At 44.9% G+C, this 25,791-nt stretch carries 25 protein-coding genes and 1 tRNA gene; 20 read left to right on the top strand and 6 right to left on the bottom strand.

The window, feature by feature from the left end; translation table 11 throughout:
• Window positions 1-2: 2 nt before the first annotated feature.
• The 3 genes from MJ612_RS16055 to MJ612_RS16065 form a co-directional block, all read right to left on the bottom strand.
• Window positions 3-515, bottom strand: a complete 513-nt coding sequence (locus MJ612_RS16055; RefSeq protein ID WP_187032253.1) for a hypothetical protein — start codon at window positions 513-515, stop codon at window positions 3-5.
• A 12-nt stretch (window positions 516-527) separates the two neighbouring features.
• Window positions 528-716: a hypothetical protein gene (locus MJ612_RS16060; protein ID WP_187032251.1), complete on the bottom strand. Its 189-nt coding sequence runs from the start codon at window positions 714-716 to the stop codon at window positions 528-530.
• 175 nt (window positions 717-891) lie between these two features.
• Window positions 892-964 (bottom strand) — tRNA-Phe (locus tag MJ612_RS16065).
• 168 nt (window positions 965-1,132) lie between these two features.
• Between MJ612_RS16065 and MJ612_RS16070 the strand changes: the two genes are divergently transcribed.
• From MJ612_RS16070 to MJ612_RS16095, 6 genes are all read left to right on the top strand, one after another.
• Window positions 1,133-2,506: a 4Fe-4S dicluster domain-containing protein gene (locus tag MJ612_RS16070; protein ID WP_187032249.1), complete on the top strand. Its 1,374-nt coding sequence runs from the start codon at window positions 1,133-1,135 to the stop codon at window positions 2,504-2,506.
• 105 nt (window positions 2,507-2,611) lie between these two features.
• Window positions 2,612-3,430: a (Fe-S)-binding protein gene (locus tag MJ612_RS16075; protein WP_250419214.1), complete on the top strand. Its 819-nt coding sequence runs from the start codon at window positions 2,612-2,614 to the stop codon at window positions 3,428-3,430.
• Window positions 3,431-3,528: 98 nt separating this feature from the next.
• The gene (locus MJ612_RS16080) at window positions 3,529-4,011 is read left to right on the top strand and encodes a hypothetical protein (RefSeq protein ID WP_187032247.1); all 483 of its coding nucleotides are present in this window, start codon (window positions 3,529-3,531) and stop codon (window positions 4,009-4,011) included.
• A gap of 30 nt (window positions 4,012-4,041) precedes the next feature.
• The gene (locus MJ612_RS16085; RefSeq protein WP_187032245.1) at window positions 4,042-5,991 is read left to right on the top strand and encodes an OmpA family protein; all 1,950 of its coding nucleotides are present in this window, start codon (window positions 4,042-4,044) and stop codon (window positions 5,989-5,991) included.
• A gap of 121 nt (window positions 5,992-6,112) precedes the next feature.
• Window positions 6,113-7,282, top strand: coding sequence for an AIR synthase related protein (locus MJ612_RS16090; protein WP_187032243.1), 1,170 nt, complete (start codon window positions 6,113-6,115; stop codon window positions 7,280-7,282).
• Window positions 7,283-7,480: 198 nt separating this feature from the next.
• On the top strand, window positions 7,481-8,218 hold the full coding sequence (locus MJ612_RS16095) for a DUF4476 domain-containing protein (RefSeq protein WP_187032241.1): 738 nt from the start codon (window positions 7,481-7,483) through the stop codon (window positions 8,216-8,218).
• A gap of 384 nt (window positions 8,219-8,602) precedes the next feature.
• On the opposite strand, the gene MJ612_RS16100 is transcribed toward MJ612_RS16095, so the two are convergent.
• Window positions 8,603-9,103, bottom strand: coding sequence for a DUF4293 domain-containing protein (locus MJ612_RS16100; protein ID WP_187032239.1), 501 nt, complete (start codon window positions 9,101-9,103; stop codon window positions 8,603-8,605).
• Between the two features lie 62 nt (window positions 9,104-9,165).
• Here MJ612_RS16100 and MJ612_RS16105 point away from each other — a divergent pair, with 62 nt between their 5' ends.
• The 7 genes from MJ612_RS16105 (at window position 9,166) to MJ612_RS16135 (ending at window position 17,453) form a co-directional block, all read left to right on the top strand.
• Complete coding sequence (locus MJ612_RS16105) at window positions 9,166-10,365, top strand: thiolase family protein (protein WP_187032237.1); 1,200 nt, start codon at window positions 9,166-9,168, stop codon at window positions 10,363-10,365.
• A gap of 141 nt (window positions 10,366-10,506) precedes the next feature.
• A complete protein-coding gene (locus MJ612_RS16110) occupies window positions 10,507-10,929 on the top strand; it encodes a hypothetical protein (RefSeq protein ID WP_187032235.1) in 423 nt (140 codons plus the stop codon).
• A 152-nt stretch (window positions 10,930-11,081) separates the two neighbouring features.
• Window positions 11,082-11,840 (top strand): tRNA pseudouridine(38-40) synthase TruA, encoded by a 759-nt coding sequence (gene truA, locus MJ612_RS16115; protein ID WP_187032233.1) that lies wholly within the window; start codon window positions 11,082-11,084, stop codon window positions 11,838-11,840.
• Window positions 11,841-12,218: 378 nt separating this feature from the next.
• On the top strand, window positions 12,219-14,327 hold the full coding sequence (locus MJ612_RS16120; RefSeq protein WP_187032231.1) for a T9SS type A sorting domain-containing protein: 2,109 nt from the start codon (window positions 12,219-12,221) through the stop codon (window positions 14,325-14,327).
• A 140-nt stretch (window positions 14,328-14,467) separates the two neighbouring features.
• Window positions 14,468-16,237, top strand: coding sequence for an ABC transporter ATP-binding protein (locus tag MJ612_RS16125; protein WP_187032229.1), 1,770 nt, complete (start codon window positions 14,468-14,470; stop codon window positions 16,235-16,237).
• The gene (locus MJ612_RS16130; RefSeq protein ID WP_187032227.1) at window positions 16,234-16,755 is read left to right on the top strand and encodes a GyrI-like domain-containing protein; all 522 of its coding nucleotides are present in this window, start codon (window positions 16,234-16,236) and stop codon (window positions 16,753-16,755) included. Before MJ612_RS16125 ends, MJ612_RS16130 begins: the two co-directional genes overlap by 4 nt.
• Window positions 16,756-16,826: 71 nt before the next feature.
• Entirely contained in the window at window positions 16,827-17,453 is a 627-nt protein-coding gene (locus MJ612_RS16135) for a TetR/AcrR family transcriptional regulator (RefSeq protein ID WP_187032225.1), read from the top strand.
• Window positions 17,454-17,457: 4 nt separating this feature from the next.
• Here the strand turns inward: MJ612_RS16135 and MJ612_RS16140 are convergent, their stop codons facing one another.
• Window positions 17,458-17,874: a hypothetical protein gene (locus tag MJ612_RS16140; RefSeq protein WP_187032223.1), complete on the bottom strand. Its 417-nt coding sequence runs from the start codon at window positions 17,872-17,874 to the stop codon at window positions 17,458-17,460.
• 220 nt (window positions 17,875-18,094) lie between these two features.
• A complete protein-coding gene (locus MJ612_RS16145; protein ID WP_187032221.1) occupies window positions 18,095-19,879 on the bottom strand; it encodes an ABC transporter ATP-binding protein in 1,785 nt (594 codons plus the stop codon).
• A gap of 150 nt (window positions 19,880-20,029) precedes the next feature.
• On the opposite strand from MJ612_RS16145, the gene MJ612_RS16150 reads away from it, so the two are divergent.
• From MJ612_RS16150 to MJ612_RS16180, 7 genes are all read left to right on the top strand, one after another.
• Window positions 20,030-21,133 (top strand): Glu/Leu/Phe/Val family dehydrogenase, encoded by a 1,104-nt coding sequence (locus MJ612_RS16150; protein ID WP_187032219.1) that lies wholly within the window; start codon window positions 20,030-20,032, stop codon window positions 21,131-21,133.
• Between the two features lie 188 nt (window positions 21,134-21,321).
• Window positions 21,322-22,503 carry a transcription antitermination factor NusB gene (gene nusB, locus MJ612_RS16155; RefSeq protein WP_187032217.1) on the top strand — a complete coding sequence of 394 codons (1,182 nt, stop codon included), beginning with the start codon at window positions 21,322-21,324 and terminating at the stop codon, window positions 22,501-22,503.
• An 83-nt stretch (window positions 22,504-22,586) separates the two neighbouring features.
• Window positions 22,587-22,892 carry a YtxH domain-containing protein gene (locus MJ612_RS16160; RefSeq protein ID WP_187032215.1) on the top strand — a complete coding sequence of 102 codons (306 nt, stop codon included), beginning with the start codon at window positions 22,587-22,589 and terminating at the stop codon, window positions 22,890-22,892.
• 2 nt (window positions 22,893-22,894) lie between these two features.
• Window positions 22,895-23,893: an isocitrate/isopropylmalate dehydrogenase family protein gene (locus MJ612_RS16165; protein ID WP_187032213.1), complete on the top strand. Its 999-nt coding sequence runs from the start codon at window positions 22,895-22,897 to the stop codon at window positions 23,891-23,893.
• 25 nt (window positions 23,894-23,918) lie between these two features.
• On the top strand, window positions 23,919-24,464 hold the full coding sequence (locus MJ612_RS16170; protein WP_187032211.1) for a DUF1573 domain-containing protein: 546 nt from the start codon (window positions 23,919-23,921) through the stop codon (window positions 24,462-24,464).
• Between the two features lie 24 nt (window positions 24,465-24,488).
• On the top strand, window positions 24,489-24,806 hold the full coding sequence (gene yajC / locus MJ612_RS16175; RefSeq protein WP_187032209.1) for a preprotein translocase subunit YajC: 318 nt from the start codon (window positions 24,489-24,491) through the stop codon (window positions 24,804-24,806).
• 45 nt (window positions 24,807-24,851) lie between these two features.
• Complete coding sequence (locus MJ612_RS16180) at window positions 24,852-25,790, top strand: YbbR-like domain-containing protein (RefSeq protein WP_250419215.1); 939 nt, start codon at window positions 24,852-24,854, stop codon at window positions 25,788-25,790.
• Window position 25,791 lies beyond the last annotated feature (1 nt).

Raw genomic sequence — 25,791 nt, forward strand, 5'->3', positions numbered from 1 at the left:
TTTTATTCTTCAAGCTGAGGCTGGTAATATTTTACAATCTTGTTTACTCTTGGCTGAATAAACCAAATAGTAAAAGGCCAGAAAATAAAGCCTATAGCAAGAGGCAGATACTCTCCAAAATCAACATTTCTGTTAAGCTCTATATATTTAAGTAGCCGGGCGGGAAAAGCAATGGTATAAAAAGCAGCATAAATCAAGTAAAAAATAGGTAGTGCCTTCCAGCCTGTAACATGTAAGCTATTATTGCTCAGCAGAATAGTAGCCGCAACTATAGCTGCGGCATAAATAAAACCATTAACCATAAACAGGTTATAGTTAAGAGAAATGCCTTTGGGAAGAAAATCGTAAAGGTAGTGTCCGTAAACCATCAGAATAGCTAAGTTTAGCAAAAGGCCGATTAGCGACACAGCTTTATTCAACTCATCATGCTCCTCTATTTCAAAGTTTCCAATCAGCATGATAAACATCAGTCTTAGAAAGACTTGCCAGTGCTTTAAGTATAAAAGGTGCTTCATAGCTGATCAATTCTATAGTTTGTTCGCTGTTAACACCTGCTTATACTTGCGTTTATAGCGCCTGTGCTGGTACCAGAAAAAGATAGTGATAGCCGGATGAAGTATAACAAATAAGATCACATTCAGCTGCTGGTAAGTAATGCCTAACACATTTGCGCCGACCTGCATCAGCTTCACACAAATCCAGAAAATTGTATCCATAGTTTATAAACAGGTATAACTGCATCTAAAAACTAAAAGCTATAGTATAGATGCAGTAACAAGATAGGAAAAAAGATAAAGCGTAGAATAAAGGACAAACTATAGTTGGGCAACTATAAAACTGAGAAGCTATAAAAACAAAAAACCCTTGCCATTTCTGACAAGGGTTTTGCTGTGGTGATGATTGGAATCGAACCAACGACACAAGGATTTTCAGTCCTTTGCTCTACCAACTGAGCTACATCACCAGCTCTGTTGTGTCACCCTTTTCCGTAAGGGTATGCAAAAGTAGCAACTAACTTTTAAGTAGCAAACATTCCGGCTAAAAAAATTTTAAAAAAGGCCTATATATGCGTTTGTTCTTATTAAACTACTATCTTTATCTATAAATTGGTATGTATAACGAATAAATTACCGTGATAGGAATTTCAAACATTATCTTCCTGATTGTGGCAGCCATAGGCATTGGCCTGTTTGTTTGGCAGATCCGCAAAATCCGTAAAAACGTGCTCATGGGCCGCGACCTTGTATTAGAGGACAACCCATCGGAGCGTATCAATAAAACATTGCTGGTAGCTTTCGGGCAGCAGAAAATGTTTAAGCGCATGTTGCCGGCTATACTTCACTTGTTTGTGTATGTAGGTTTCCTGGTGATCAACATTGAGGTGCTGGAGATCCTGATAGATGGTATCTTTGGTACGCACCGCGTGTTGGGCTTTATGGGGCCAGTTTATGACGGCCTGATGGCAGTGAACGAGATACTGGCTGCATTGGTAATTATTGCCTGCGTGATGTTCTTATGGAGACGTAATGTAACACGCGTGCCGCGCCTGGCAACTGGTGTAGAAATGCGTGCATGGCCCAGAATGGATGCAAACGTTATCCTGATCACGGAGATCGTGCTGATGTTTGCGCTGTTTGCCTTTAACATAGCCGACCTGAAACTGGCAGAACTGAATGGACAGGAGTTGGCTGGCGCTTTTCCGGTAAGCCAACTGTTTGTAAATGCTTTTGGCTCTGATGCCGGTACGCTGGCAACTATAGCTTCAGTGGGTTGGTGGATACACATCATTGGTATTTTGGCTTTTATGAACTACCTGCCAAGCTCCAAGCACTTTCACATCATCATGGCTTTCCCGAACGTGTACTACTCTAAGTTGGTGCCAAAAGGCAAATTTACAACCAACCCGGCTATCACCCACGAAATTAAAGCCATGCTAGACCCAAGCTACCAGCCACCGGCACCGGAAGTAGATGCGGAAGGCAACCCGGTAATGCAGCGCTTTGGTGCAAAAGACGTGGAAGACCTGACCTGGAAGCAACTGATGGACGCTTATACTTGTACGGAGTGTGGTCGCTGTACTTCTGTGTGCCCGGCTAACATTACAGGCAAGTTGCTTTCACCGCGTAAGATTGTGATGGATACCCGCGACCGTATGGAAGAAAAAGGGGAGCACCCGGCTATCTTCAGGCCAAACCATTACAAAGAGATGGGCGTGGAGCGTGTAGAGACAACAGAAGAAAAGACCCTGTTGCGTGGTTATATTACACCGGAAGAGCTATGGGCTTGTACTACCTGCAACGCCTGCGTAGAGTCCTGCCCGGTTAATATAGACCAGCTTTCTACGATCATGGACCTGCGCCGCTACCTGGTGCTGGAAGAGTCTGCTGCGCCGGCTTCGCTTAATGCCATGTTCACCAACATCGAGAACAACGGTGCTCCTTGGGCATTTCCGGCATCCGACCGCTTTAACTGGGCCGACGAACTATACTTACCAAGCAAAAACTAGACAAAAGAAATTTTAGATAAAGAAAATAAGTCATTGGATGCAGGAATAGATTATCAATTTCTTTGTCTTTTGTCAAATTGTCCTTTTTCGTTTACAAATACTCAGATGGAAGTAAATAAAAAGTTAATAAAAGTACCTACCATGGCCGAAATGGCTGCTAATGGCCAGGAGCCGGAAGTGCTGTTTTGGGTAGGTTGTGCCGGTTCTTTTGATGACCGCTACAAAAGAGTAACACGTGCCTTTGTGCAGATACTGGAGCACGTAGGTATAAAGTATGCCGTGTTGGGTACTGAAGAAAGCTGTACCGGAGAGCCAGCCAAGCGTGCAGGTAACGAGTTCCTGTTTCAGATGCAGGCGCTTACCAATATCGAGGTACTGAATGCTTACAACATTAAAAAAATTGTAACAGCTTGCCCGCATTGTTTTAATACTATAAAGAATGAGTATCCTGACCTGGGCGGTAACTATGAAGTAATTCACCACTCTACGTTCTTACAACAGCTGATCAACGAAGGCAAGGTACACGTGCAGGGTGGCGAAGCTTTTAAAGGCCAGCGCATTACCTACCACGATTCTTGTTACTTAGGCAGAGCCAACGACATTTATGAAGCCCCACGCGACGTACTCGCTGCCCTGGATGCCGATTTGGTAGAAATGAAACGAGTGCGTGCTAATGGTTTATGCTGTGGTGCCGGTGGTGCTCAGATGTTTAAAGAGCCGGAGCCAGGCAGAAAAGATATCAACGTAGAGCGTACCGAAGAAGCTTTGGCAACGTTAGGTAAAGGTAAAGGCGTAATTGCAACAGCCTGCCCGTTCTGTATGGTAATGATGAGCGACGGTGTGAAAAACAAGGAGCAGGAAGAAAACGTAAAAGTTTTCGATATAGCTGAGCTGATCGCCCAGGCCGAAGGACTTACTAAATAATATCTTATTGTTGATTGCTTACTGTTAATTGTGACCTTAATTTATAGTTAAGCCATTATTAACCAACAACAATCAGCAACTAACAATCAACAATTACAATGTATATTCCGTTTGACGAACTGCCGTCTCAGGCCCGTATCTGGATTTACCAGGCAAGCAGACCTTTGACAGAGGCAGAACAAGCAGAAATAAAGCCGTTGCTGCTGGCCTTTGTAACAGACTGGAGCAGCCACGGTTCTGATTTACAAGCATCAGCAGAGCTGTTGCATGGTCGTTTTTTAGTTCTTGCCAACAATGAGAGCGCTAAAGCTGCCAGTGGTTGCTCTATCGATAAGTCAGTAAATTTTGTGCGGGAACTGGAGCAGCGGTTTAATGTATCCTTTTTCGACCGTACACAACTGGCTTTCCTGAAAGAGGGAGAAGTGGAGTTGGTAAACATGAGCGACCTGAAAGGGAAAGTAGCTTCCGGAGATATTAGTAAAGACACTTTATACTTTGATACTTTGGTTACCAATTACGGCGACCTGCAGGCTGAGTGGCCACGCCCGGCACAACAAAGCTGGCTTTCACGTTACTTTTAGAGATCTGCCCAACACATAAGATATAAGCACATGCACCAGATGCCATACGCTAACCAAATATTCAAAAGCCTGAAGCACATTTGCTTACTGGCTTTTATAGCTTTATTTATAAACGCATGTGGGGCCTCGCAATATTTGGGTAAAGGTGATAAGCGGTTTGAGATGGAGCAATATGATAAAGCCATCGAATATTATAAGCAAGCGCTTAAAAGCTCTAAAAGCCCAGGCGAAGTAAATTTTAAGATTGCAGAGTCATACCGCCTGTCAAACAGATTGGCAGAGGCGGAGCCATACTATAAAGCAGCATTGGATGGCGGCTATCGCAAAGAAGAAGCGTTTTACTACTATGGCATGACGCTAAAAGCGAATGGTAAGTACGAAGAGGCGCTTAACCAGCTACAGGATTATGTAAGTATAGGCACCAACTCCAGGTTAAAAGGTTTGGCTGCACGTGAGGTAGAGAACTTCGGACAGTTAAGCGACATTATGCGTGGGCGCCAGGCTTACGAAGTACAAAACCTGCAGGCCCTGAACACGGAAGCATCTGAATTCGGACCTTATATCCTGAACAACGATCTGGTTTTCTCATCTACACGGGGTCCCGGAAAAGCTTACATGGGCAATGGCGAAGGCTTTATAGATATCTATGCCACAACACTAACTGACTCGGTAGGGGAAATGGGTGGAGCTGTCCGGAAATTCGAGAATGTGAACATTGAAGGCTTACATGATGCCCTGGCGACTTTTGCTAACGAAGGCCGCACGATGGTGTTTGCCAGAGGCAACGAGGGTAAAAAGAAAGGCCGCCAGAACGTAGATCTATTTGTAACTTATTTCCGCTCAAACGCCTGGACCGAACCTAAACTATTAACTATAAACGATGCCCGCGCCTGGGATTCATCGCCGGCATTCTCACCGGATGGTAAAACATTATACTTCTCTTCTGACAGAAAAGGCGGTTTAGGCGGCAACGATATCTATAGAGTTGAGCTAGACGAAAATAATAGATTTGGTTCTCCTGAAAATTTAGGGCCAGACATAAACACGCCTGGCAACGAAAGCTTTGTGCATGTATCGCCGGATGGCACTTTATACATTGCTTCTGATGGCTTACCGGGTTTAGGTAACCTGGATTTATTTAGAGTAGATAATGGCAAGCCTGTGAATATGGGCACACCGGTAAACTCTCCTGGAGACGATTTCAGTATATATTTTCAGAGTACTACACGCGGTTTCTTCTCATCTAACCGCGAAGGCGGAAAAGGGGGAGACGATCTTTATAGTTTGGTTAAATCGCAGCGCAAGCTGGTTAATTTCTATGTAGATGGTACGGTATACCTACGCCGTGAGAAAGACAAAAAGCAAACTATAGTTCCGAACCAACTGGTAGTACTGCAAAACGATAAAGGCCAGAAAATAAAAGAAACTACTTCTGATGCCGAAGGCAAGTTCTCTTTTAGCCTTGATACTGCTTCTACTTACTCATTGGTTTCTGAAAAAGCCGGTTTCTTTACAGCACGCACACGCGTTACAACAGTTGGCAAAATACCTGCACAGGATAAGTTACTGGAAGATGTAAATGATATTCGCTTAACGGCCACACTGGTGCTGAATGAGATTGTGAAAGAGAAAGCGATTGTGCTGGAAAATATTTTCTATGACTTTGATAAAGCTGACATCAGGCCGGATGCTGCCATTGAGCTGGATAAGCTGGTAGAAGTATTAAATGACAATCCGAACATTTCAATAGAGCTAAGCTCTCATACCGACGTTCGTGGTTCAGATGTTTACAACCAGGATCTGTCGCAACGCCGGGCCGAGTCTGCTGTGGAATACATTATTTCTAAAGGTATAGACCGCTCACGCATTACTGCAAAAGGCTATGGCGAAAGCAGGCTGGTAGTTAAAAATGCTAAAACAGATGCAGAACATCAGCGAAACAGACGTACAGAATTTAAAGTGGTGCGTATAAAAGAGTAATCAGTGTAGCGCTACAGATAAAAGAGCAGCATAAGTTTATACTTGCGCTGCTCTTTTTATTTACATCTGCTGCTACAATCCCGGCTGCTTTGTTAAATTTGTAGGCAAATCATCCCGAACTATGGAAAACAGATATTTGCGCCGTGGCGTGTCGGCTTCCAAAGAAGATGTGCACAACGCCATCAAAAACATCGACAAAGGCATTTTCCCAAAAGCTTTTTGCAAGATCATCCCAGATATACTTACCGGTGACCCCGACTACTGCAACATTATGCACGCCGACGGAGCTGGTACCAAATCATCGTTAGCATACCTGTACTGGAAAGAGACCGGCGACCTGAGCGTCTGGAAAGGCATTGCCCAGGATGCAGTGATCATGAATACCGACGACCTGCTTTGCGTTGGCGCTACCGATAATATACTGCTTTCGTCAACTATAGGGCGTAACAAAAATTTGGTGCCTGGTGAGGTTATTGCAGCTGTAATAAACGGTACCGAAGAAGTACTGGAGATGCTCCGGGATAACGGTATTGGTATTTACAGCACCGGCGGCGAAACAGCTGATGTGGGCGATTTGGTACGTACCATTATAGTAGACAGCACCGTAACCGCCCGCATGCGCCGTGACGAAGTGATCAGTAACCATACCATACAGCCCGGCGATGTAATTGTAGGCTTTGCATCTTACGGCCAGGCTACTTATGAAACAGAATATAATGGCGGCATGGGCAGCAACGGCCTTACTTCGGCACGCCACGATGTATTCCATAGTTACCTGGCAAACTCATATCCTGAAAGTTACGATCCTGAACTGCCTGCTGACTTGGTATACTCCGGTAATAAGCGCCTGACGGATGTAGACAAAGAAACAGGAATGGAAATAGGTAAGCTGGTATTATCTCCAACGCGTACCTATGCGCCTATAGTAAAAGCTATACTTGAGCAACACCGCCAGCACATACATGGTATGGTGCATTGTAGCGGCGGCGCCCAGACCAAAGTGCTGCACTTTACCGATAAGGTACACATCATAAAAGATAACCTTTTCCCTACGCCGCCATTGTTCCGCATTATACAGGAGCAAAGCCACACCGACTGGAAAGAGATGTACAAAGTATTTAATATGGGACACCGCCTGGAGATATACTTACCTGAGCAATATGCCCAGGAACTGATCGATATTTCCAGATCGTTTAATGTAGATGCACAGATAATTGGCCGCGTGGAAGCAAGTAAAATCAACGAACTAACTATAAAAAGCGCCCACGGCGAATTTTACTACGAAGGATAAGTATAACATAACAGAAGTATAAAAAAGCCGCAGGTACAATATCTGCGGCTTTTTTATTGGCTGGCGTAGTGGTTATTGCGCAGATAGTAAGCTAGTTGTAATTTCTGGGAACTATAAATCCAAACTATAACAGCAAAAGCCTATATAACTGGCACAGAAATTGGATATGGCAAAGTATAGCGATTAAACTATACTACCATGAGAAAGCTTCTACTTCCGCTCCTGCTTGTGCTACTGGCGATGCCGGTATTGGTACAAGCTTCTGTGTTAACTTTTCGTGCCCCGGCTGGCGAGCCTTTTTACCTGAAACTGAACGGTAAGTTGGTTAACCATAAAGCATCAAATTTTGTGCGGATAGACCACCTGCGCCCGGGTAAGCATTACGTGGAAGTAAAAGTACGTAGTCGTTACCGCGACTACCACCTAGGCACCAAAGTATATGCTCGGCAAGGTTATGAAACAAATTATGGTGTAGATATAAATCCGCACAAAGGCAAAATCAAACTAAGAATATTAAGTGAAGTACCGTTGTTGCCGCCGCCGCCGCCGGTTGTGGTTCCACGTGTACCATATCCGCCAGCAGAACCCTACAGGCCTGCGCCGCCCCGCTACAATGACGACCACTATGACCGCGACCGTTGCGATTACCTGATGAGCCGCGAAGAAGTGGATAAGTTAGCTGATGCGATGAAGAACCGAAGCTTTGAGAGCACAAAACTAACGATAGCCCGCGAAGCCTTGCGTAATAGCAGCATCCTGGCTGAAGACCTGAAGTATATTCTGCAGCAGTTCGACTATGAAAGCACAAGGGTGGAGTTTGCAAAGTATGCTTATGAGTATGTGTGTGACCGTGACCGCTTCTACTATGTGTACGATGTCCTCAAATTCGACAGCAGTGTGCGAGAGCTTGAAGAGTATACCAGCCGGAGACGGTAGTTAGAAAGTAATATACCTCACAGTGTCTCTGAGACCTATGGCGTCTTACTAACGAAAGTATAAATGAGAGTGTTAAAGTGTTAAGTTAAATAGTTAAACAGATTGTTTGTGAAGTAAAAAAGCCGCTCCCGTAAATGGAGAGCGGCTTTTTCTTTTAATTACTATAGCGCGAGCGTCCTTGCTCGTGTTTGGTATTATCTGGCCTCTGGCCACAGTTAATTTAAAAGGGCCAGGGGCTCAGCCATAGTTAGTCACGAGTGTGGACGCTCGCGCCATGGGTTGATCTTAAATTTAATAAAGCCGCCCCATTATCTGGAAGCGGCTTTTATACTTCGGAGCAAACTATAAATTCACTCTCAATTCTTTAACTCACTAACTCTTAAACTACCTAAGTCTGTCCACAGACCTCACCAAGTCTTCGTCGCGTTTAATGAAGCGGTTCGCCAGTGCGTTCAACAATAAGGCCAGCATCGGCATGTAAAAACCAGCCTCATAAGAGCCATTATCGTTACCTTCAATCATTTCAGCGCCAACATAAGCAGCATAGTAAAACGAGGTTCCGAAAAGTGCAGCCAGAATCAAAGTGTTTAATAGGCCCAGCTTCATCTGGTTCAGACGGCTACGGAACTGGAAGATTTCTACCAACGCAATTACAGCAGCAGCAATAGCCAGCAAGCCAATCGCGATAGTGCCTTTAGACGGTATGTTGCCGGCAGCTGTGGCCTCGCCGTCAGCGTTCAATACCTTTGATTTTAGCTCCCAGGCAGTAAGCACTACAGTTTCGCCGGTTGCAGCATCTGTTTTAGACCACAGCGGTAAAAACAGCATCGAAATAACTGCCAGTACCAGCAGAAACAGAAATACAGTTTGAATTCTTTGTATCATGTAATCGTTAATTTAACTTGCAAGAAGTTGCAAAATTAGACAAAGACCTGAGAAACTAAAATATGAATACTGCTTACATAGTAGATATAGTACGAACCCCTGTCGGAAAGTTTGGCGGAAGCCTGAGCACAGTGCGCCCTGACGACATGGCTGCCTTTATTTTAAAGGAACTGATGGCCCGAAACCTACAAGTAGCACCAGAACTGATAGAAGACGTAGTGCTGGGTGCTGCCAACCAGGCCGGTGAAGACAACCGAAATGTAGCCCGAATGGCGCTGCTGCTGGCTGGCTTGCCCCTAGAGATAGGTGGTGTTACTGTTAACCGCTTGTGTGCTTCTGGTTTGCAGTCTATAATAGATGCAAGCCGTGCCGTTAAAAGCGGAGATGGCGATGTGTATCTGGCCGGTGGCGTAGAAAGCATGACCCGCGCGCCCTTTGTAATGGCCAAAGCCGAAACTGCCTTCAGCAGAACTCCTGAAATTTACGACACAACCATAGGCTGGCGCTTTACTAACCCAACCTTATCTAAACTGCACCACCCGTTTGCCATGGGAGAAACTGCTGAGAATGTAGCCGAGCGCGAAGGTGTTTCACGTGAAGCACAGGATGAGTTTGCCCACAGCTCGCAGCTAAAGTATAAAGCGGCCCACGAAGCCGGTAAGTTTAAAGATGAAATTATACCTGTACCGGTTCCACAGCGCAAAGCCGACCCAATCATTTTCGACACCGATGAACATCCGCGTTTATCAAGTGTAGAGAAGCTGGCTCAATTGGCGCCTGCCTTTAAAAAAGGTGGTAGCGTAACGGCCGGTAACTCATCGGGTATAAACGATGGTGCAGCTGCCTCGCTTATAGTTAGCGAAGAGACTGTAAAACGTTTAGGCCTTACGCCAATGGCGCGTGTGGTAAGTGTAGGTATAGCTGGTGTAGATCCCGCACATATGGGTATGGGCCCTGTGCCAGCAACTTTAAAAGCACTTAAAAGAGCAGGCTTAACTATTAACGACATTGGTCTGGCCGAGATTAACGAAGCGTTTGCCTCGCAAGCTCTGCCTTGTATGCATCAGCTAGGTATAGATCCGGCTATCGTGAACGTTAATGGTGGTTCTATTGCTATTGGTCACCCGCTGGGGGCAAGTGGCACGCGTATTTCAGCGACCTTGCTGCACGAAATGAAGCGCCGCGAAAATGTACGTTACGGTCTGGCTACCATGTGTGTGGGTGTGGGGCAGGGGGCAGCTATCATCTACGAGAAAGTATAAAATAAAAAAATACAACAATAAAAACCCCGTTTCTGGTAGCAGGAGCGGGGTTTTTGCTTTTTATGCATTGCAAACGGAACTATAACCGATGAAGTTGGCACTCCCTTTGTAGATAGTAAACAAACATGTAAACACTAGCTTATGAAAAAGGTATTGACATTTGTATTGGTTGCGATGCTGATGATAGTTGGCCAGGCAGCCATGGCGCAGGGTAATGGTCACGGCAAAGGAAAGGGCAACGGAAGACCTTCTTTTGTAGATGAAAAACACCGCGCCCACGCTGAGTGGAAGCGCGAAAAAGCCTACGCTAAGAGCCATAAGAAATCTGACAAGTACTACGATGATGATTGCGACAGACATCATGACCACGATGATGACGATGATCGTGACCATAGAAGAGACGACGACAGAAGAGTAGCGGACAGAAATTATCCTTGGGAAAGAACACCGGAGCAACGCAGAACTGAAGAAAGACGCCGTACCGAGGAGCAAAGACGTGAGGATGGAAACCGCAATCCAAGAACTGTCCGTGATGTGATCCTGAAAAGAACAGGTGGCAATTAATAAACTATAGAAACTGCTTTAGCTGATTAAACAATTCAGCAATTAAAATACCTAACAGTGTCCCGGAGCCAGGCTATACTTTGTGTAGCCTGGCTTTTTTTATGGTTTATACTTTGTTGTGCACCTTCAAAAGGAAATTCTAACTTTGCCACATGCGGTATTTTTTAGAGATAGCTTACGATGGCACGCGTTTCCATGGATGGCAGGTACAGCCTAATGCAATTTCGGTGCAGGAAGTGCTGGACGATAGCCTGAGCAAGATATTACGTGAGAAGATAAGCAGCACAGGCAGCGGCCGCACCGATACCGGCGTACACGCCAGCCAGCAGTTTATTCATTTCGATTCAGCCCAGCACCTCGATCCGCAGCAGGTAGTTTACCGCCTCAACCGCCTCCTGCCTGAAGATATCTCAGCGTACAATTTATACTTAGTTCCCGACGAAGCGCATGCCCGCTATGATGCCTTTGCCCGCACCTATCATTACCACATCACGCTTACTAAAAATCCCTTTAAGCGCTACTACGCCTGGTACCACAACAAGCCTTTGGATGTAGAGAGGATGAACGAAGCAGCAGCTATACTTCTGAAGTATGAGGATTTCACCACTTTCAGTAAAGTGAAAGGCGATACTAAGCATTACCGCTGCAACATGTACGAAGCCGTTTGGCAGCAGCAGGGAGACGAACTGAAATTTACCATCAGGGCGAACAGGTTTTTGAGGGGGATGGTAAGGCTTATAGTTGGTGCATTGGTAGATGTAGGGAGAGGAAAGCTGACGGTAGCCCAGTTCGAGCAGATAATAGCCAGCCAGGACAGGAGCCAAGCCAGCGGCGCAGCGCCATCCGAAGGTTTATACTTAGCCAGAGTAGAATACCCGGAGCACTTATTGCAGCGAATCAACCCAACATAAACTATAGTATTTCCAGGTAGTTAATCAAAGTTTATCGATAGCTGTATTTGTTATTTAACAAGTCTATAGCCCATAATATCATATATAAATAAAAGCCGCAACTGCTATAGTTGCGGCTTTTGCATTTCCATACTTAATGTTTCTTAAATAAATATAATATTTTTAATATAAAGTTGAAACCAAGGATTTGAATTCACGTTTGGGTATATAAGTAAAATTATATGTAGAAGTGTGTAGGTAAACTTAAAAGCTAATACGGGAGCAATTTGCTAGAGTATACAACGGCTAAAGTAAAATTTTTTCAATTAAGTAGACCAGCTGCAACTATTGCATTTTTTACTACCGCGACCTTATGCCTAAACCCTAATTGCCAAATATATGCTGGCACCTTTACACCCTGAAAATGCTATCCGTATTCTCAAATCGCTTGTGCGCCTGGTAAGCTCCAATCATGGCGCGGGCAAAGGCTTTCTGATAGCCATACTTATACTTACAGCCACTGTTGCGCAGGCATCGCATTTCCGGTATGGCAATGTGAGCTGGCGCTGGGTCAGTGGTAATACTGTTGAATTTAAGATTAGTCAGTCGTGGCGCTACACGGCCTTTTATGCGGAGCAGGGGCAAACGGTAAATCCCGGAGATTTTAATTTTGGAGATGGTACAGTAGCTGCTATTCCGTTGCAGGTAACAGCCATAAACAAAGCAGACGATTGGATGTATGGTGAAGCGATTATTACCAAAACTTATACTTCAACGGGCAACTATAATGCTCATTTTACCGGCTGCTGCCGTGTTAGTTATCTTAAAAACAATGCAGATGGCAGTTGGAATATACAAACTACAGTAACAATCGGGAATGGCAACAGCGCCCCGGTAACTACATTGCCTGCCATCGTTAATTTACCGCACAATAAACCAGATGCCACTTTCCAGATGCCGGTAACAGATCCGGATAGTGATGCGCTTACTTTTAGCCTGGCTACGCAAAGCGAAATGGGAGGAGGCACCAATCCTGAAGGGTTAGCTGTAAATGCTACAACCGGGATAATCTCTTTCAGCACGGCAGGCAAAGCACCCGGCGACATGTATAACGCAGCCATCACCATTACCGACAGTCGCGGCGCTAAAGTAACTACAGACTTTATGATCAGCATTACAGAGCAATCTACGCCACCCGCTTTCGATTATAGTCTAACACCAGCTAATCAAACTGTTTTCCAGGTAGCACCCGGCCAGCAGGTAAGGTTTTCAGTAAAAGCCCACGATACAGATCCTGAAGATAAAGTTACACTACAGGCAACAGGTATTCCTGCCGGAGCAGCGCTTAATCCAGCATTACCTGTTACCTCTAATCCAGTGCAGAGCTCGTTCACCTGGACTCCAACAGCAGCCAACTTGGGTACATATGTTATCAATTTCATAGCCCAGGACCTGAAAGGTGTACAAACAACTTCATCGGTTACAATACAGGTAAGCTATAAACCAGTTTTTGATGTGCCGCCTACACCAGCAGCCAATAGCTATACTTTCACCAGCCCCGGGCAATCCACAAATTTTACCCTACAAGCCTCAGATCCGGATACAAACGACAAGGTAAAAATTATAGAGATAACAGGACTGCCGGCAGGTATAGGCAATTTGCCCACAGAGGCTGCTAATCCAGTAAAAACGCAGCTAAGCTGGTCGCCAAAAACCGAGAATTGGGGAATAAACACCGTTACTGTAAAAGCCCGCGACACCCATAATGATGAGGTGAGCCATAGTTTTAAAATTGTAGTAAACACACCACCTGTTTTTATATCGCAGGCCAAACAAACACCAGTTGCAGCAGGATACGACTATACTTATGAAATTATAGTGCAGGATGATGACCTGCCTTACGGAGACAGACTGGAAATAATAACTGATGAATTGCCTGGGTGGCTGATATTAGAAGATAAAGGAAATGGCAAAGCTATACTTCGCGGAACGCCGCAACTGAAGGACGTAGGAGAATACACTATAAACATGGTAGCTGAAGACAAATGGCACCACAACGGCGGACTGGCAGAGCAACAGTTTATACTTACAGTTACAGACCCTCGCTGTGGTGAGAATAGTGAGAAAGTACTTATCTGCCATGGGGGCCAAAGCATTTGTGTGCCTGCGAGCACGGTTCAAGAACACCTGGCACATGGCTGTTACATTGGCTCCTGCAACCCAACTATACCGAACGAGACCTTAACTGAAGATATTCGGCTGATAGCTTACCCAAACCCATTTAACAAAATAACAACTATCGAATTTAGCTTGCCGGTGGCCGGAAAGTTTAAACTGGAGCTGTTAGATGCCAAAGGTTTTCTGGTTGATGGGCTGCTGCAAAGCGAAGGTGCTAAAGGCCAGTATTTTGTATATGAAGCCGGTGGTGATAAGCTAAGACCTGGTATATACATTATTCGCCTGATAACCGCTACACAGGTGCAGCACGTAAAGGTGGTAAAGCAATAAGCGCTTCGCCATACATACCGTTGCAAAATAGGGGCTATGCTTTAGTCCGTTAAAAACACTTACCTTTGCGTCTGGTTAAGTATAAGTGCCTGCAAGGGCACAAGCGAAGCCTTCGTTTATACTTAAAACAGAACATAGCTTTGGAAGATAAACCAAAAAATACAGGCAAGGTATTCGATGCAGATGTGCTGAAGCGGCTCTTTGAGTTCGTGAAGCCCTACGTGCGTATTTTCTACTTCATTATTTTCCTGACTTTTGCCTCGGCTATACTTGCCGCTGTCCGACCATTCCTGATACAGTATACCGTAGACAACGAAATTCTGCAGAACGACTGGCAGGGCCTGAACAAGATGTTCGTGATACTGGGTGTGCTGCTGGTAGTGCATGCTATAGTTCAATATTTACATACTTACTTTGCCGGCTGGCTGGGGCAGCACGTGGTTCGCGACATCCGGGTTAAACTATACCGCCACATCCTGGACCTCCGCCTGAAGTTTTTTGACCGCACACCAATCGGTACGCTGGTTACCCGAAACGTATCGGATGTGGAAACGCTTTCGGATGTGTTCAGCGAAGGTTTGGCCGCCATGATCGGCGATATCCTGCAGCTGGTATTTATACTTGGCTTCATGTTCTACATCGATTGGGAACTGGCGCTGGTCAGCCTTTCTACCTTCCCAATCATGCTCATCAGTACCTACATCTTTAAAGAGAGGATAAAGGACACGTTCCAGGAAGTACGTACAGCTGTGGCGCGCCTAAATTCTTTTGTGCAGGAGCATATAACCGGCATGAGCATCGTGCAGATCTTCAACAACGAGAAGCGCGAAATGGACAAGTTCCGGGAGATAAACAAAGAACATACCCGCGCCAACATCCGGTCTGTTTTATACTATAGTGTTTACTTTCCGGTAGCAGAGATCATTGGTGCGGCTGGCTTGGGGTTGCTGGTTTGGTATGGTGCACATGGTGTTATTGATGATGATACTTCGCTGGGTACGCTGATGGCGTTTATACTTTACATCCAGATGTTTTTCCGGCCGATACGCATGATAGCTGACCGCTTTAACACACTACAGTTGGGGGTGGTAAGTACCGAGCGTTTGATGCGCCTTTTAGATAGCAAAGAAATGATAGCCGACAACGGCAACTATGCGCCGGAAAGAATAAAGGGCAATGTGAAGTTTGAGAATGTGTGGTTTGCTTATAACGAAGAAGAATGGGTGCTGCGCGATATCTCGTTCAATGTAAAAGCCGGCGAAACCGTAGCATTTGTTGGTGCAACCGGAGCCGGTAAAACATCTATCATCAATCTGCTCAACCGTTTCTACGAGATCAACAAAGGCCATATTATTATTGACGGACACGATGTAAAAGAATATGACCTGAGCGTGCTGCGCCACCACATTGGGGTAGTGCTACAGGATGTATTTTTATTCTCCGGAAGTATAGCCGACAATATTAGCCTGGGCAACAAAGCCATTACGGAAGAACAGATGTGGCGCGCCGCCGACTTAGTGGGTGCCCGTAAATTCATAGAACGACTGCCCGGTGGACTGCATTACCAGGTAATGGAGCGCGGAGCCACCTTATCCGTAGGTCAGCGCCAGCTTATCTCATTTGTGCGGGCCATGGTGTATAACCCGGAGATCATTATTTTAGACGAGGCCACCTCCAGCGTTGATTCCGAAACCGAAGAACTGATACAGTACGCCATCGAGCAGCTGATGCAGGGGCGTACCTCTATAGTTATTGCCCACCGCCTGAGCACTATTCAGAAAGCAGATAAAATTATAGTGCTGGATAGGGGCGAGATAAAAGAAGTGGGCAACCACGAAGAGCTGCTGCGGCACAACGGCTATTATGCCCAACTGTACCAGATGCAGTATAAGAACATGATCAATATATGAGCAAGAAATTTGTAGTGGCTATGGCCATTATTGTAGCTATTGGCGTGGGTATTTATGCCTACCTTGGCGGCTTTAGCACCCCGACCGTAACTGTAACTACATCTGAGCCACTTATACTTGCAGGTCAACCATTTACAGGTACTGTAAAAGACGAAGCTTTTGGCAATGCCTTCCGACGTGCTGCCCAACTCCGAGATACTAAAGAGCTGGAAGGTTTACTAGGGAACGTGTATTATAACAACCCTGAGAGCAAAAGTGATTCTATAAAAGCTTTCATTGGTATAGTTATCCAGGATTCGACAGCCAGGTTGCCGGAAGGATATGAGTTGCTGCATGTGCCGGGAGGCAGAAAAGTAGTACGTGGCGAAGTAGAAGCACATTATATGGTTGGGCCGGGCAAGCTATATTCTTCTTTATTTGATTACGCCGAAGAAGAGAAACTGAAGCTGGAAAGCTTTTACGTAGAATGGTTTCCGTCGGACCGCAAAGGCGTGGTAGAAGTGCCGGTAAAGCAATAGCCTTCAGCTTGTAAGTATAGAATTAAACCTTATATTTGATAAGGTCGCAACCACTACGATAGCAGAACACATTGGGCAAAAAAGCAGAAGCAAAACGGGAGCTGATTCTGGAAGCAGCAAAAAACGTATTCGGGAAGTTGGGCTACAGCAAAGCCACCCTCGATGATATTGCTCATGCTATTGGCCTTAAAAAACCAACCTTATATTATTACTACAAAAGCAAGGAAGTATTGTTTATAGAAGCTTTCTCGCAGGAATGGAAAGACAGCCTTTACCGTATCCGCAAGATCGCTGAGCAGGAACCTGATCCACACAAGCAACTGCTGTTATACATCCAGTCATCATTGCGTTACTACCAGGAGATCGTAACACAGCATACCATATCCATTAAGGTGCTGATAGAAACGCGCAGCCTTTTTCAAAAGCTTTTTGCAGAATCCAGGGCAAAGGAAACAAATTACTATGCTACTGTTATAAAAGAAGGAATAGAAAAAGGCGTGTTTATACCTTGCGAAGCCGAGCGTGTAGGCTACTCCATGATGGTGGTAAAAGACCTGATACAGTTCGATGAGTTTGAAAGATCCTATTACCAGCAGCTGCCAAGTATAAACTTCCAGAAAATAGAACAGGACGTACTATTTACCATTTCGCTTATCCTGAACGGTATCAGCAGTAAGCAGGCAGAGCGCCAACAGTAGCAGCCTATTCAGATGCTTTCGTTTTAAGCTCATTTAGTTTGGCCATAAGAGCGTCTACATCGGCATGGTGACCTTTGGCAACTTCAGCGGCGTCCAGCTCGATCAGCATGTTCTTCATCTGTTGCAGGTAAGCAGCTTTGTCTTTCTTCAGGCAGTTTTTCGGGTGGTCGTGGCAATTGCCATTTTCGTCCTTCGGCTTAAACATGCTGCCTTCGCCATAAATCAGCCACTGTGGGTTCAAATCGGGGAAGTGCTTTACAATGGTTACCAGCTCATCCAGCACAATGTTGCAGCCGTTTAAGATGTTGTTCAGCGTTGTTTCATCGCTGCCTGTCATTGCTTTCAGATCTTCCATCTCCAACTCGTTCAGGTGCGTGTAAAATCTGAATCTCTTCCCGATTTGCTGTAAGTCAATAGCCATATATAGAGCGTTTTATAGTTTCATAGAATAACCTATACGTAACTATAACAGAATCTGCTCTAAAAAATTCCTGCAATCTGCTCTAATTATAGTTATACAACTCTAGGGTATTGGGTTAATCGTCAGATTCTCAATTGCTTGTATGCTTTGTTATGGTCTCTGCTTATGGCTTAAGTATAGGCTCAGATCTAAGTATATTTAGTTAAATAAAGTATAGCCTTTACTCCAGTTCTTCGGTCTGCAGCTGGCGCTCATACAGCTCTTTATACAAACCTTTTTGCCTGATCAGCTCATCGTGCGTACCATGTTGCACAATCTCCCCATCATCCAACACCAGAATTCTATCCGCTAGTTTTACCGACGAAACCCTGTGCGAAATGATAATGGATGTACGGTTAGCCATAATGCGGCGCAGGCTGTTAAGTATAGCGTTCTCTGTTTTGGTATCTACCGCCGATAGCGAATCATCCAGAATAAGTATACTTGGCTCCCGCACCAGCGCACGGGCTATAGACACACGCTGTTTCTGCCCGCCCGATAAGGTAATGCCGCGTTCGCCCAGCTTTGTCTCAAACTGCTCCGGAAAGCGAATTATGTTCTCATACACGTCGGCATCTTTAGCGGCCTGTACCATCTGCTCCTCGGTTATACCTGGCAGGCCAAAGCCAATGTTGTTGCGGATAGAATCTGAGAACAGGAACACATCCTGTGGTACATACCCGATCTGGCTGCGCAGGCTTTCCAGGTTATAGTCGCGTACATCCACACCGTCTATCAGAATGCGGCCACCGGTTACATCATACATGCGCGGCAGCAGGGTAGCCACTGTACTTTTACCGGAACCGGTGTTGCCAATAATGGCCAGTGTTTCGCCGTGTTTAATATTGAAGGATACATTCTTCAATGCATGAATATTGGTGTCCGGGTAAACAAAATCTACATGCTCGAAACGGATGTCGCCGATGATCTCTTTGCTGATATTTTTACGGGAAACAATGTCGGTTTTGGTATGCAGAAACTCGTTAATACGCGCCTGTGATGCTGCTGCCCGTTGCACTAAGCTTGCCGTCCAGCCCAGTGAGGTTACTGGCCAGGTCAACATGTTTACGTAGATGATAAATTCGGCAATGTTACCTGTGGTTATAGTTCCGTTTATTACTTCCTGTCCGCCAATGTAAATGGTAATAATTGTGCTCAGGCCAACCAGGAAAAGTATAAGCGGGAAGAACAGCGAGTTTACAAAGTTCAGGTCCAGCGATTTGTCTTTGTACACATTGCTGGCCGTGGTAAAATTGGCATGAGAGTCATCCTCCCGCACAAATGATTTTAGTACCCTGATTCCTGAAAAAGCTTCCTGCACAAATGTGGTGATGCCCGAAAGGCTTTTCTGTATCTCATCAGATTTACGCTCGATAATGTTGTTTACATAGTAAATGCTGATAGCAAGTATAGGCAATGGTATTAAAGTATACATGGTCAGCTTCACGTTTACCGACAGCATATAAGGTATAACCATTACAAAAAGCACCACCAGGTTCAGGCCATACATAATAGCCGGGCCCAGGTACATGCGCACGCGGCTCACATCTTCTGATATGCGCGACATCAGGTCGCCGGTGTTGTTCCGGCGGTAAAAGCTAAGCGGCAGGCTCTGGTAGTGTTCGTAAATTTCGTTCTTCAGGTCATTCTCTATCAGGCGGCTCATTACAATTATAGTTTGCCGCATAAAAAACAGGAACACCCCCCGAAGCAAAGCCATCACCAGTATAACCACACCATAAACCAAAATACTTTTGGCGAAAATATCATATACCATGCCCTGCTGCTCCATTCCTTCGTAAAGGTTATGCAGGTTAATACCTTCTTTAATCAGGTTAAAAGCGTAGCGTACAACCTGGGCGGGCAGTATCTGGAAAAAGTTGGAAATAATGATAAAAACCAAACCCCACAAGAGGCGGAATTTATACTTGAGCAGGTATTTATTTAAATAGCGTAACGATTTCACAGTAAGTTATTAAAGCCTAAGAGCTTTTACGATGAGTTGCAAAGTACAAATTGAATTAATCAAAAAAAGAATTAATTTTGCAGCGCGAAAAGGGGGTGAATACTGCGTTCTTCAGCACAAAGATAGAATAACACTAAACCAATTTCATAAATGGTCGAAATTAAAGAAGTAGAACTGAAGAAAGATACATCATCTATCTTTGGTCAGATTTCAGAATACAATCACGAGAAAGTTGTTTTCTGCCATGACCACGATACTGGCCTGAAGGCTATCATCGGTATCCACAACACGGTACTTGGCCCGGCTCTGGGTGGTACGCGTATGTGGTCGTATGCTTCTGATGCAGAAGCGCTTGATGATGTGCTGCGCCTGTCTAGAGGTATGACTTACAAGGCAGCTATCTCTGGTCTTAACCTGGGTGGTGGTAAAGCAGTAATCATTGGCGATGCCAAAAAAGATAAATCTGAAGCGTTAATGCGCCGTTATGGCCGTTTTGTTAAGAACCTGAACGGTGCTTACATTACTGCTGAAGACGTAGGAACTACTACGAAAGATATGGAGTACATCAAGATGGAAACAGATCACGTAGCTGGTTTGCCTGAGTCTATGGGCGGTAGCGGCGACCCATCTCCTGTAACTGCTTACGGTACTTATATGGGTATGAAAGCAGCTGCTAAAAAAGCATTCGGTTCTGACTCTTTAGAAGGTAAGAAAATATCTGTACAGGGTGTTGGCCACGTAGGTGGTTACCTGGTAGAGCTGCTTGCCAAAGAAAATGCCCAGATCTTCATCACTGATATCTACGAAGACCGCCTACGCGAAATCTCTAACAAGTATGGCGCTAAAGTAGTAAGCATGGATGAAATCTATGATCTTGACGTGGATATCTACTCGCCATGTGCGCTTGGTGCAACTATAAACGATAACACGATTGACAGACTGAAGTGCCAGGTAATTGCAGGCTGCGCTAACAACCAGCTGCGCGATGAGAACGTGCATGGTCCTGCTCTTGTACAGAAAGGTATTGTGTACGCTCCTGACTTCCTGATTAATGCGGGTGGTCTGATCAACGTATACTCTGAGCTTATCGGTTACAACCGCGAGAGCGCTTATGCGCAGACAGAGCGTATCTATGGTTACACGTTGGATATCTTTGAACTTGCTGAGAAAGAAGGTATACACAACCAGCTGGCAGCTATGAAAATGGCTGAGAAGCGTATCAACAGCATCAGCAAAATAAAGTCTAAATACTAAGAGTTATAAACTCTGATATAAGTATAAATTAAAGTAAAAGTGCTGCAGTAACTGTGGCACTTTTACTTTAAACCTACCTTACCAAATTGTGTTATAGGCTGCTTGCATTGCAGTATGCGTATAGCGAAAAATTGTGCTCCGGCACACCTAGAAATTAAATTTTACAAAACGTTCTTTATACAATTATTATGCTTAACCGCAGAACACTACGAATTAAAGCCATGCAGGCAATTTATGCATATATGCAGGCCGAAGGTTCTGATTATCTGCTGGCGCTGGACCAGATAGGAGAAGATTTTGCACCAGATCTTAACGCGATGGAAGTGCAGGACAGAAAACTGCTCGAAGGAAGAAAGCAGATCGCGACGCTGCTGTTTAAAGAGTGGTACGATAAACGCCAGTTCGAAGCAGAAGATGCAGAAAAAGAGATAGTGGATGCGGTAAACAGGGCTATAGTTACCTACCAGAACCTCACCAAAAAAGATCTGCGGTATTACCACAACCAGATGCTGAATGCAGTAGAGCTTATCTACGACCATTACCTGGCCAACCTGCAGCTACTAAATGTACTGACAGACCTTGTGCAGGAAGAGGAGGAGAAAAGAAGCAAGCGCTTTACAGAAGCTAAAGGTCCGGATGTGAAGCAATTCCTGCGCAACCAACTGGTGCAGCGCATCCTGAACAACAAATCATATCAGCAAAATATCATCCGTCGCAACATAAGCTGGGGCTCCGATGTAAGTGAGATAGCACAGGTTTATAAGACGGTGCTGAAGCAGGATGAAGTGTTCCTGGCATACCTGCAAAACCCGTCTCCGTCGCTTTCAGACGACTTTGAGCTGGTGAAACATATTTATAAAAACATTATCTTTAAAGAAAAAACTTTACAATCTTTGTTTGAAGAGCAGGATCTGAACTGGGTCGAAAACAAAGCCATTGTGAAGAGCCTAGTAAACAAAACCCTTAAAATGTTTGGCGAAGAAGCCGAAGGAAACGCAGAAGACGTGAAGCTGCTGGACCTGTCGCCGAACTGGGAAGATGATAAGGCCTTTTTTGAGGAGCTCTATGAGCAAACCTTACAGGAAGACGAGAAGTATGAAGCGATGATTGCTGAAAGCGTGCAGAACTGGGATGTAGAGCGCGTGGCACTTCTGGATAAGATCATACTTAAGATGGCGCTTAGCGAAATGTACATTTTCCGAAGCATACCTGTTAAGGTTACTATCAATGAATACATCGAAATCTCTAAGCTGTATAGCACACCTAAGAGCAAGCAGTTCATAAATGGTGTGCTGGATAAAATGGCACAGGAGCTCGTTAACAAAGGCGAAATACGTAAATCAGGCCGCGGACTTATTGATAACAAATAAGTTTTATACCTGGGTTACCATTAGCCGGTAATCATCGTAAGGAGAGTAAATAAATAGATTCCGATATATTAGCATATACAACTATGGGTAAAAAAACAACCGCCTTACTGGCTTTTGCATCAGGCGCCGCAGTAGGTGCTGCAGCGGGCATTTTGTTCGCTCCTGAAAAAGGCCAGGAAACACGCAGCTGGCTTAGCTACCGTTTAGAGAAATACCGCGACACACTTTCTGACTTGCTGGAACAGTTGGTAGCCAAAGGCGACAACATGCCATCGAGTGCAAGAACTGAAGGCCAGCGCGTAATTCAGGATGCGAAAGACAAAGCAGAAAAGCTGCTGGGCGATGTAGACTCACTGATCAACGAAATTAATAGCCGGAAAGAAATATAAGCATGAGACAGATCACACTTATACCTGGCGACGGAATAGGTCCGGAAATTACAGAGGCTGTTAAAGCAATCTTTGCTGCTTCTAACGTACCTGTAACCTGGGAAGAAGAAAACGCCGGTCAAACTACTTTTGATGCCATCGGGGAGCTGATTCCAGCAACACTGATTGCTTCTTTAGAAAAAAACAGAGTTGCATTGAAAGGCCCTATCACTACACCTGTAGGTAAAGGCTTTAAAAGTATAAATGTGCAGCTGCGCCAGAAATTTGATTTATACTCTAACGTAAGGCCGGCTAAAACCACAAAAGGCCTAATAACTAAGTTCGAGAATGTAAACTCTGTACTGTTCCGCGAGAACACCGAAGGTTTATACTCTGGCCTGGAGATGTTTGATGAGCGCCTGCAAATATCTGACTCGGTAGCCCGCATTACACGTTTAGGTTGCGAAAAGATCATTAAAGCTGCATTTGCTTACGCTGATAAACACGGCTGTAAAAAAGTAACGGCAGTTCATAAAGCCAACATCCTGAAAGGCGCAGGTGCTTTGTTCCTGGGTATCTTCAACGATGTTGCAAAGCAATACCCGCACATACAGGCTGATGACAAGATCATCGACAATATGTGTATGCAGCTGGTTGTAAAACCGGAGCAATTTGACGTTATTGTAACAACTAACCTGTTTGGTGATATACTTTCAGACCTGTGTGCTGGTTTGGTAGGCGGTTTAGGTGTAGTAGCAGGTGCCAACATCGGCGACGACATGGCGATTTTTGAAGCAGTGCACGGCTCAGCTCCTGATATTGCTGGTAAAGGTATAGCTAACCCTACTGCCTTGCTGCGTTCTGCTATCATGATGCTGCACCATATAGACCTGAAAGATGAAGCTTACAAAATAGAAGCAGCGCTGGACGCTACATTAGCTAACAAAGAAGAGTGCACCGGCGACCTTGGTGGTAAAGCCGGCACAATGGAATTCGCACAAAACATTATATCGAAACTATAATTTTAAAATCAGACGTTATAACAGTATGAAAAAGAACCTGATTTATACTTTTGCAATGGCAGTGGCACTTATGGCTACCAGCTGCAACCAGGAAAACACTGCTGATACAGCAACTGCAACGGATGCAACTGCTGCACCAGCAACTGAAACAACAGTAGATAACCCTAACATTGCTACTACTGAGCAGGCAGCTGCTACACCAGCTAACCCAAATGCACCTGTAATTACATTTAAAGAAACTGTATACGACTTTGGTACAGTAAAACAAGGTGAAGTAGTAAACCATACTTTTACTTTTACCAACACAGGTAAAGAGCCTCTTATCATTGAGAATGCTTCGGCATCCTGCGGTTGTACTGTACCTGAGTGGACAAAAACTCCAATTGCTCCGGGCGAGACAGGCGAAGTGAAAGTGCAGTTTAACAGTACTGGTAAAGCAGGCCAGCAGTCTCCGATGGTTACCATCCGTGCTAACACTGATCCAAACATTACACAGGTATCGCTTAAAGGTACAGTAGAGGCAAGCAGCATACCTACAGCAGGTGCTGAGGGTCCGGTAAAAAGAAACTAATACAACTATCCTTAAAACACAATAATGCAGACCATACTTTTACAGGCCGGACAAGACGGAGGTATATTACCTCAGTTATTAATGTTTGGCGCTATCATCCTTGTATTTTACTTTTTCATGATCCGTCCGCAGCAGAAAAAAGCTAAGGACCAGAAGAAGTTTCGTGATGAGTTAAGCAAGGGAATGTCTGTTGTAACTATAGGTGGTCTACATGGTAAGTTAGTTGCCATGGATGACGATACAGTTGTAGTAGAAGTAGATAAAGGTGTTCGCCTGACATTCGAAAAATCGGCTATCTCTATGGAGGCCACAGCAAAGGTAAATCAGCAACCAAACAGCTAGAGACCATTGCCTTTTGAAGCAGCCAAAAATATAGTATTATGGTTTTTGAAGCCATTCAGGCCACAAACAAAGCAGTACTGGCGAGTAGTACTGCTTTGTTTTGTGGCGGCTTCTACCTTCTGGCTGCTAAATGCATTAAATAAGAGTTACTCCACTCAAACCACTTATCCTGTAAAGTTCATCTACAACGATCAGCAGCTGGTGCCGGTTAAGCCCCTGCCTGAAGAAGTGATTGTGAATGTTACAGCCAAAGGATGGAAACTACTGCGTAAAGCGCTTCGCCTGGAAGTGCAGCCGGCAGAGATTTACATCCGAAACCTTCCCCGCAACAATTACTTATTAGGTTCTGCCTTGCGCCCTGCATTAGTTAATGCCATGGATGGGTTGCAGCTTAACTTTGTGGTTACTGATACCTTGTACTACGACTTTGATGCAAAAGTAAGCCGTACGATTCCGTTGATGCTGGACCCCAAACAAAAAATAGCCGCAGAAGGCTACGAGGTAAACCGGCCAATTAACCTGTCGCCAGACTCTATCACTTTCACAGGACCATCGTCTTTGGTTGATAGCATGCCTAGTCCTTTTTTGTTGCAGTCACCTAACACCGGCCTGACTGCTTCTGCTAAAATGGATGTGCCGATCACGTATAAGAACCAGAATCTGGTAAAGGCAAATATTGAAGAAACAGAGGCAACTATAAATGTAAAAAGCCTGGTGCAGGAAGAGCGCCAGCTAGTACCCGAACTGGTTAACATACCCAAAGGCAGCAAAGTAGATGTGCAGACTTCGGCATTATTGGTACGGTATCAGTTGTTCGAAGACTCAGCAGCATTATTAAATCGGGAATCATTTAAAGCTATACTTAACCTTGATAACTATAACCCGACAGATTCTACTGTTGTGCCGGAGCTTGTGCAAAAGCCTGTAGGGGTACGCAATGTTTTGCTGCTGCCTCAGCGTGTAAAAGTGACTTTGAGTAAGTAGT

It is taken from the genome of Pontibacter deserti (assembly GCF_023630255.1).
GTDB lineage: Bacteria > Bacteroidota > Bacteroidia > Cytophagales > Hymenobacteraceae > Pontibacter > Pontibacter deserti.

Coding starts and splice junctions, on each gene's coding strand:
- MJ612_RS16055 (WP_187032253.1), bottom strand. CDS start 515: ATGAAGCACCTTTTATACTTAAAGCACTGGCAAGTCTTTCTAAGACTG.
- MJ612_RS16060 (WP_187032251.1), bottom strand. CDS start 716: ATGGATACAATTTTCTGGATTTGTGTGAAGCTGATGCAGGTCGGCGCA.
- MJ612_RS16075 (WP_250419214.1), top strand. CDS start 2,612: ATGGAAGTAAATAAAAAGTTAATAAAAGTACCTACCATGGCCGAAATG.
- MJ612_RS16080 (WP_187032247.1), top strand. CDS start 3,529: ATGTATATTCCGTTTGACGAACTGCCGTCTCAGGCCCGTATCTGGATT.
- MJ612_RS16085 (WP_187032245.1), top strand. CDS start 4,042: ATGCACCAGATGCCATACGCTAACCAAATATTCAAAAGCCTGAAGCAC.
- MJ612_RS16090 (WP_187032243.1), top strand. CDS start 6,113: ATGGAAAACAGATATTTGCGCCGTGGCGTGTCGGCTTCCAAAGAAGAT.
- MJ612_RS16095 (WP_187032241.1), top strand. CDS start 7,481: ATGAGAAAGCTTCTACTTCCGCTCCTGCTTGTGCTACTGGCGATGCCG.
- MJ612_RS16100 (WP_187032239.1), bottom strand. CDS start 9,103: ATGATACAAAGAATTCAAACTGTATTTCTGTTTCTGCTGGTACTGGCA.
- MJ612_RS16105 (WP_187032237.1), top strand. CDS start 9,166: ATGAATACTGCTTACATAGTAGATATAGTACGAACCCCTGTCGGAAAG.
- MJ612_RS16110 (WP_187032235.1), top strand. CDS start 10,507: ATGAAAAAGGTATTGACATTTGTATTGGTTGCGATGCTGATGATAGTT.
- truA (WP_187032233.1), top strand. CDS start 11,082: ATGCGGTATTTTTTAGAGATAGCTTACGATGGCACGCGTTTCCATGGA.
- MJ612_RS16120 (WP_187032231.1), top strand. CDS start 12,219: ATGCTGGCACCTTTACACCCTGAAAATGCTATCCGTATTCTCAAATCG.
- MJ612_RS16130 (WP_187032227.1), top strand. CDS start 16,234: ATGAGCAAGAAATTTGTAGTGGCTATGGCCATTATTGTAGCTATTGGC.
- MJ612_RS16140 (WP_187032223.1), bottom strand. CDS start 17,874: ATGGCTATTGACTTACAGCAAATCGGGAAGAGATTCAGATTTTACACG.
- MJ612_RS16150 (WP_187032219.1), top strand. CDS start 20,030: ATGGTCGAAATTAAAGAAGTAGAACTGAAGAAAGATACATCATCTATC.
- nusB (WP_187032217.1), top strand. CDS start 21,322: ATGCTTAACCGCAGAACACTACGAATTAAAGCCATGCAGGCAATTTAT.
- MJ612_RS16160 (WP_187032215.1), top strand. CDS start 22,587: ATGGGTAAAAAAACAACCGCCTTACTGGCTTTTGCATCAGGCGCCGCA.
- MJ612_RS16165 (WP_187032213.1), top strand. CDS start 22,895: ATGAGACAGATCACACTTATACCTGGCGACGGAATAGGTCCGGAAATT.
- MJ612_RS16170 (WP_187032211.1), top strand. CDS start 23,919: ATGAAAAAGAACCTGATTTATACTTTTGCAATGGCAGTGGCACTTATG.
- yajC (WP_187032209.1), top strand. CDS start 24,489: ATGCAGACCATACTTTTACAGGCCGGACAAGACGGAGGTATATTACCT.